Source organism: Paracoccus zeaxanthinifaciens ATCC 21588, from assembly GCF_000420145.1.
Taxonomy (GTDB): Bacteria; Pseudomonadota; Alphaproteobacteria; order Rhodobacterales; family Rhodobacteraceae; genus Paracoccus; species Paracoccus zeaxanthinifaciens.
Genome location: NZ_ATUJ01000027.1, coordinates 1 through 5,634, shown reverse-complemented (window position 1 = coordinate 5,634; position 5,634 = coordinate 1). Strand labels below are relative to the sequence as shown.

The following is a 5,634-nucleotide window of genomic DNA, read 5'->3' as shown; positions in this document are numbered from 1 at the left end:
CTAGAAGCATCTCGATCTTAAGCTTTATAGTGGCGATATCGTCTGTCTGAACGCAGTATTCTGTCAAGTACCAGAACAAGAAGCGGTCACGGAAACTCGGATCTGGCGTTACCGGGGCCGCTACTGCGCGGGTCAGCTCATCATACGTGCGTACCTGCTGCGTCGCTTGTCCAAAATCCGAAGCAGCATAGCTAATGACGGGCTTACCCTGAATCAGCGCTTCGAAAAGAACGCCAGAATTTGCTCCCGCCACCAATTTAGCGTCCGCGACCAGGGTATGGATAGAAGCCTGCGAAAGCGATACGTTCGGCCTCCGGGCGAGCTCGGACAGCAACGCCGAGATTGCTTTGCTTCTACAGCGCGGATGTCGCTTAATGACGACCCTTAACTTCTGGGCGGCGGCTGCCTCGACAATGCAGCGGACGGCCTTGAACTTATCCAACCACAAACCTTTGGTGACGGAATCGTTCTCGACCTGCAGGGGAATGAACAGATATCCCGACTTAATGTCGGTACCCTGTTCGGGCTGGAGATACTTTGAACGGTTTTCTTTGCGCATTCCTTGCGCCAATGTCCGCACAAAGGTTCCTGCCTGTCTGGCATCCTTTCTACTGATCTCCGCTGCGAACCGTTCGGGGTGACTGGCCAGTTCTGAAAAGCAAGCATAACCCATCCGGTCCATAGTATAATAAGGGGAAATATAACCTTCCTTACAGCGCAAGATGTTGCCAGCCCGGCCATGGGAATGAAAGCTGATCGTGGCATCCCCCGCTCCGTCGGGACGAGGCGCGCGTTCGGCTCCACGCGGCAACCAGACGGGGTCCACAAGCACACCGAGGTCGGCCAGCGCTGCAAGCAGCGAACTGTAGAAAAGACGGTGCCGCTGGCCGTCTTCGGAGTCCCTGAACCATGCCTCAGGAACCTCGAGAGTCACAATCTTGCGGCTAGCGGTCGTGTTAGTCATCGGGTTCTTTAAAGACGCCACGGTGTTTATGATTTTTCGCCCATGGGAAACATCAGCCGGCCTACCAGCTTGGCAAATGGGTTGCGGATGTTCCTGACAAAGACAATTGGGGTACTGTGCAGATGCTTAACCGCCGTATCGCCGCCGCGCCGACGTACGACCGGCTCCAGGATCGGAAGCCAAACGCGTAGCATGTTTTGCGGACCAAGAGGGCTTGCCTTGGAATAGGCCAGCCAACACAGCCTTGAATGGCGGCCCTCCCAGTGTTCGCGTGCAAAGGCGGCCGGGTTTTCCGTTAGGCTGGATGCTAGGTCATTTCGACCGCGCCGACGATACACTAGCGCCATCATAGGAACCGAGGACCAGAGCCGCCATCCAAACGGCCCATAGTTCACAATCCTTTTCAGCTTTTTCTTGGCCTTGGCCTTTTTGGCTGCGGTTGTGCTTTCTGCATAGGCTGCCTCGGCCAGTTGGAACTCCTCAAGATAAATTGGGCAGGATGGCGGCGGGGCCTCGCGTCGAGGGAACAAATCTATCGCCTCCGAGTCGAAGTAGTCCCGTGCGATGCGACCGTTCCCAGCTGCTGCCGCCTCCATGAGGCTTGTGGCTTCTTTGTCCGATAAGACCCAAGGTGCAGGCATCGGCAACTTGTTTTGCCGCCGCCAAGCGACCAAGCCGGTTGTGATCGCCTCGATGAACTTCAAGTAGATCTGCTTGTTGGAGAAGGGCCGCTTGTTGAACTGCCGGATCAATTCAACGTGTGTGGCCGATACGCGAGCTTCGTTGGTCTTGTGCCGGTCGGGCAGGGGCAATCGAGCAATCAAAGGCAGTCGAGTGACGCTGGCAAAATCATCAATGATGCTCCATTCTTGACTGCGCGTGCGCAGATAGCGGCGTACGTGGATTGCCTTGGGGGGAAGGTGCTGTTCCCACCCGCGAACCAGGCCATCGTAGTCCAACAATTCCTGCGTCTTGTCTTTGGCCACCCATCTTGCGAAGCTTTCCGAAGTCGAATTGATCGCACCGCCGGCCACGAACTCGCAGTACTGGGAGTTTGCCCATTCGTCTTGGCGGCGTAGATAGACCACCATCTCCGGGTTGAAATTCTTAAAATACTCAGCAAGATTCAAAGAGTTGCGGTTGAGGAAAAAGGCCTCTGAGGACAGCACGATAGTATGGATCCGCCCATCCATCAGCGACAGCCCACTCAGCAGGTGCTGGCGCAGGATCTGCCGTTTGTCGGATGCCTCGCTGATAAATCCGACATGGCCAGCCTGCTTGTGCGGCCGGTCAGCCTGCCAGAAAAGGCCGACTTCGGGATACCAGATTCCATTGCGCAGTAGCTCGGGGCGGTTGTCCTCTAGCAGGTGCTGCAATACAGTACTACCGGTTTTAGTGGCGCCAAGATGCAAGATCACACGCGGCAGCTTGCAGGGCATAGCGTTCGGTGATGTTGAGGGCTTAACTAGTTTGTTGCGGGCGTAAGTATTCAGCGCCTGCTGAAAATCGCGCTCCGCCGCATTTTTAGGATTCTGTAGGTACTCCTTGTAAAGCTCAGCCGCATCAATGGGCTTAATAGCATGTGCGCGCTCGATATAGTCGCGGCGCCGCAGGCGGGTTGCGGCGAACAGTAGTCCATAAGCACCCGCGCGAAGATGGACGGCTGACAGCTGCGAGGGATCCCGAAGAAGATGTTGATGGCCGAGGCCAGAGCGCTCAAGCGTGGCGGCAAGCCGTTCGATGAAGACATCCTCGGACTTTTCGGCTTTTGCGGTCTTCCAAGCAAATCCAAAATACAGATAATGTAAAAACTGCGACACTTGAAAGCGTGCAAGCCACCAATGGGGTGATCCGGGGTCCAGCGCGCCGTGGTCGCGCAAGTGCCGGACCACAAGGTCGAAGTTCTGTAACTGGTTGTCCACATCCGCCATAGTCTGCGCGCGCCGAACAGCGGAATCAGACCGGATACGATACACGACACCATTGCTGTTGCAGAGCGAGATCACTGGGTCGGCCATGTATGCTTGGAGCAGAAAAGCACGCTCCTCACGATAGCTGGTCAAGAATCTAATTTGGTTGCGGTCTAGAAAGTCGCGTCGGTAAAGCCAGTTCCAGAAATGTCGCGAATGGGCTATTTCGTGATGCTTGTCCAGAGAGGTGCGATGGACCTCGCGGGGGAAGAACCCCTCAGTGGTGTCACGCCGCATTTTTAGGACGTTACCCTGCTCGTCCTCGATTTGCTCATAGCGCTTGCGATAGCGCACCATGTCGGCCTCGTCCGCGTCGGCCATGTCCACGACGCGCTTCAGATGGCCGGGATCGGGCATGTAGTCGTCGGGGTCGATAAATAGCACGAATCGTCCACTCGCCAAATCCATGCCTTGGTTGCGCGCAAAGCCCGGTCCGACGTTCTCGGTGCGCCGGACTAAACGGAACCGAGGGTCGTGCGCGACAAAGCTTTCGACGATATCGGCCGACCTGTCAGGGCTGACATCGTCGATCAGGATGACTTCGAAATTCTGCATGCTCTGCCGTTGGATTGAGCCAAGGCATTCGGCGACATAGCGTTCCACACCATAAACGGGGATCACGATCGATACGTCAGGGATGTCCTGTACTTCCTGGGGAGATGGGCGGACCGGACGGTTGGTCTCAATGAAATCCAACACGTCCTCGATCTCGGCGGGCATATCGCCTTCCGGCAGGTGGTAGATCGTGTACCAGATGTAAATGGCGTAGAACAGCTCTGCCAAGTCGCGGGAGCGGTGGCGATGCGGCACCGTCGTCCGGTCGTCGGTCAGACCCCAGCCAGCATAGAGGGGCGCTCCGAAGCAGACTACCGGCTTACCGGCTAGCAATGCCTCCAGTCCCATGCCGCTAGTGCCGACATAGACTTTATCGACCATATCGAACAACTCGAAGGGATTGACGCTGTCACGCAGGATTCGAACGCGCCCTTCCGAAGTTAGGTGGTCAAAATAGCCCCGCCGCGTGGCACCCTTAACCCAATTCAGGTCCGGGTGGGTCTTGACCAAGATCTCGGCATCTGGGTTCTCGGAAACGGCGGCGTCAAGCATCGCCTTGAAGTCTTGCTCCGACGCGCGCCCGTAGAAGGTCGAGGCATCTGAGAAGTTCTGGTCGACGACCAGCACGCGGTGCGCGTAGTCGGGCGATACCGAAGGTCGGTAAAAGGGCTGAGAATTGTACTTCGAGATGCGCGCATCGACAATGCGCTGCATCGCGCGCTCGGCCCGGGCGCGCTGTTCCACGGTTAGGCTGAAGTCGCCGTTCAGCTTTTCGTCCAACCGAGTTTCGTAATCCGACATGTAGTATTGGGCGCGGTCGTCAAAAATATAGCCCAGACAGGCCTGCCTCGGATCGCGCGAGGCCAGCGCTTCGGACCAACTGGTGGTTGAGGCTAGGAACCCCATTTCGAAGAAGAGCACCCGATCTTGGCGACGCACACGCGGAAGCAGATTGCGAGTGCTGTCATGCGATTTGGACAAGTCGTCTAGGATCGCACCGTACATCATCACTGGAGCGTTGCCGTCGATGTCCGTTTCGTCCATGGCAATCAGGTTAGGAAACAGGCGTGGAAGGTTCGCGGAAAATCCGGTCATTAGGTTGCGGCGCGGAAAGCCGATGCGGTGAAGTTGGTGCCGCTGAGCGAGCAGAGCTTCCCGGAAATCCGAAACGTCGGGTGCGTTGTTCCGGCCAATCAGTTCAAGAAATCGTGCGTAAAGGTCGGACGGATGCGTCTGTCCATGCTGGTCTTCCCGTTTCGTCATAGCCGTTTCTTTGATCCTCTAATCCGGGTTTCACCCGCCTTGTCTTCCACGGGCCGCGACTTCCAATCGGTACCGTATCGCGGGGCAGCCCACGACTGCCCATCACCATAGGTGAAACCACAACTTGGTGATAGTATCGACAACTGTATAACTGCACCAGCACCCTGCGGCGGCAGATCTGGGTGAACGGCAGCTTGGGGCCCCCGTTGAGGCTTACGTTAGGCATCCACCTCTGCTAAGATACCAATCACTCCCCCCGATCCCGGACTGCTGCCCTCCTCAAACGGGTTCCAAGCCATGGTATGCTGGAGCATTGGTGTTATGCCGAAGCTGGGCTGGGCAGATAGGAACAGATCGCCCCGCGCCTCCAGCGGGGGGTCCTGCGGCGACCACAGCAGCAGGTGCTTTAATTGCCGGACTGGACCATCGACCTTTGAACTGATTTCTACTGAATACGGTCCCTTCTGCCCGCAGTCCGAATGAAAGGTGATCGCAGGCTCAGCCCGTGAGGCAATCAGGAAGCAGGCTAGGGTCAGGACCCATTAATTTTCTTGATGCCGTCCTGTCGGCGTGATTCACGCTCCCAAACAGGTGGGGGCATCATGAGTAATCTTTTCTGGCTGACGGACGAACAGATGGAGCGGCTGAAGCCGTTCTTTCCCAAGAGCCATGGTAAGCCGAGGGTCGATGACCGGCGCGTGCTGAGCGGCATAATCTTCATCAACCGCAATGGGTTGCGGTGGTGCGATGCGCCCCGGGAGTATGGCCCGCCCAAGACGCTCTACAACCGGTGGAAGCGCTGGAGCGAGATGGGCGTGTTTGCCAGGATCTTCGAGGGATTGGCCTCGGAGGCAACGGATCAGAAGACGCTGATGATTGATG

The 5,634-nt window shown here is 56.9% G+C and carries 3 protein-coding genes; 1 reads left to right on the top strand and 2 read right to left on the bottom strand.

Annotated elements, in window-relative coordinates; all coding sequences use genetic code 11:
- Nucleotides 1-964 (bottom strand): capsular polysaccharide export protein, LipB/KpsS family (locus F804_RS16765; protein ID WP_040596091.1); only part of this gene is annotated, 964 nt, incomplete at its 3' end.
- A gap of 26 nt (nt 965-990) precedes the next feature.
- Nucleotides 991-4,752 (bottom strand): capsular polysaccharide export protein, LipB/KpsS family, encoded by a 3,762-nt coding sequence (locus tag F804_RS17060; protein ID WP_022708562.1) that lies wholly within the window; start codon nt 4,750-4,752, stop codon nt 991-993.
- 602 nt (nt 4,753-5,354) lie between these two features.
- On the opposite strand from F804_RS17060, the gene F804_RS0115010 reads away from it, so the two are divergent.
- Nucleotides 5,355-5,634 (top strand): IS5 family transposase (locus tag F804_RS0115010; protein WP_022708561.1); only part of this gene is annotated, 280 nt, incomplete at its 3' end.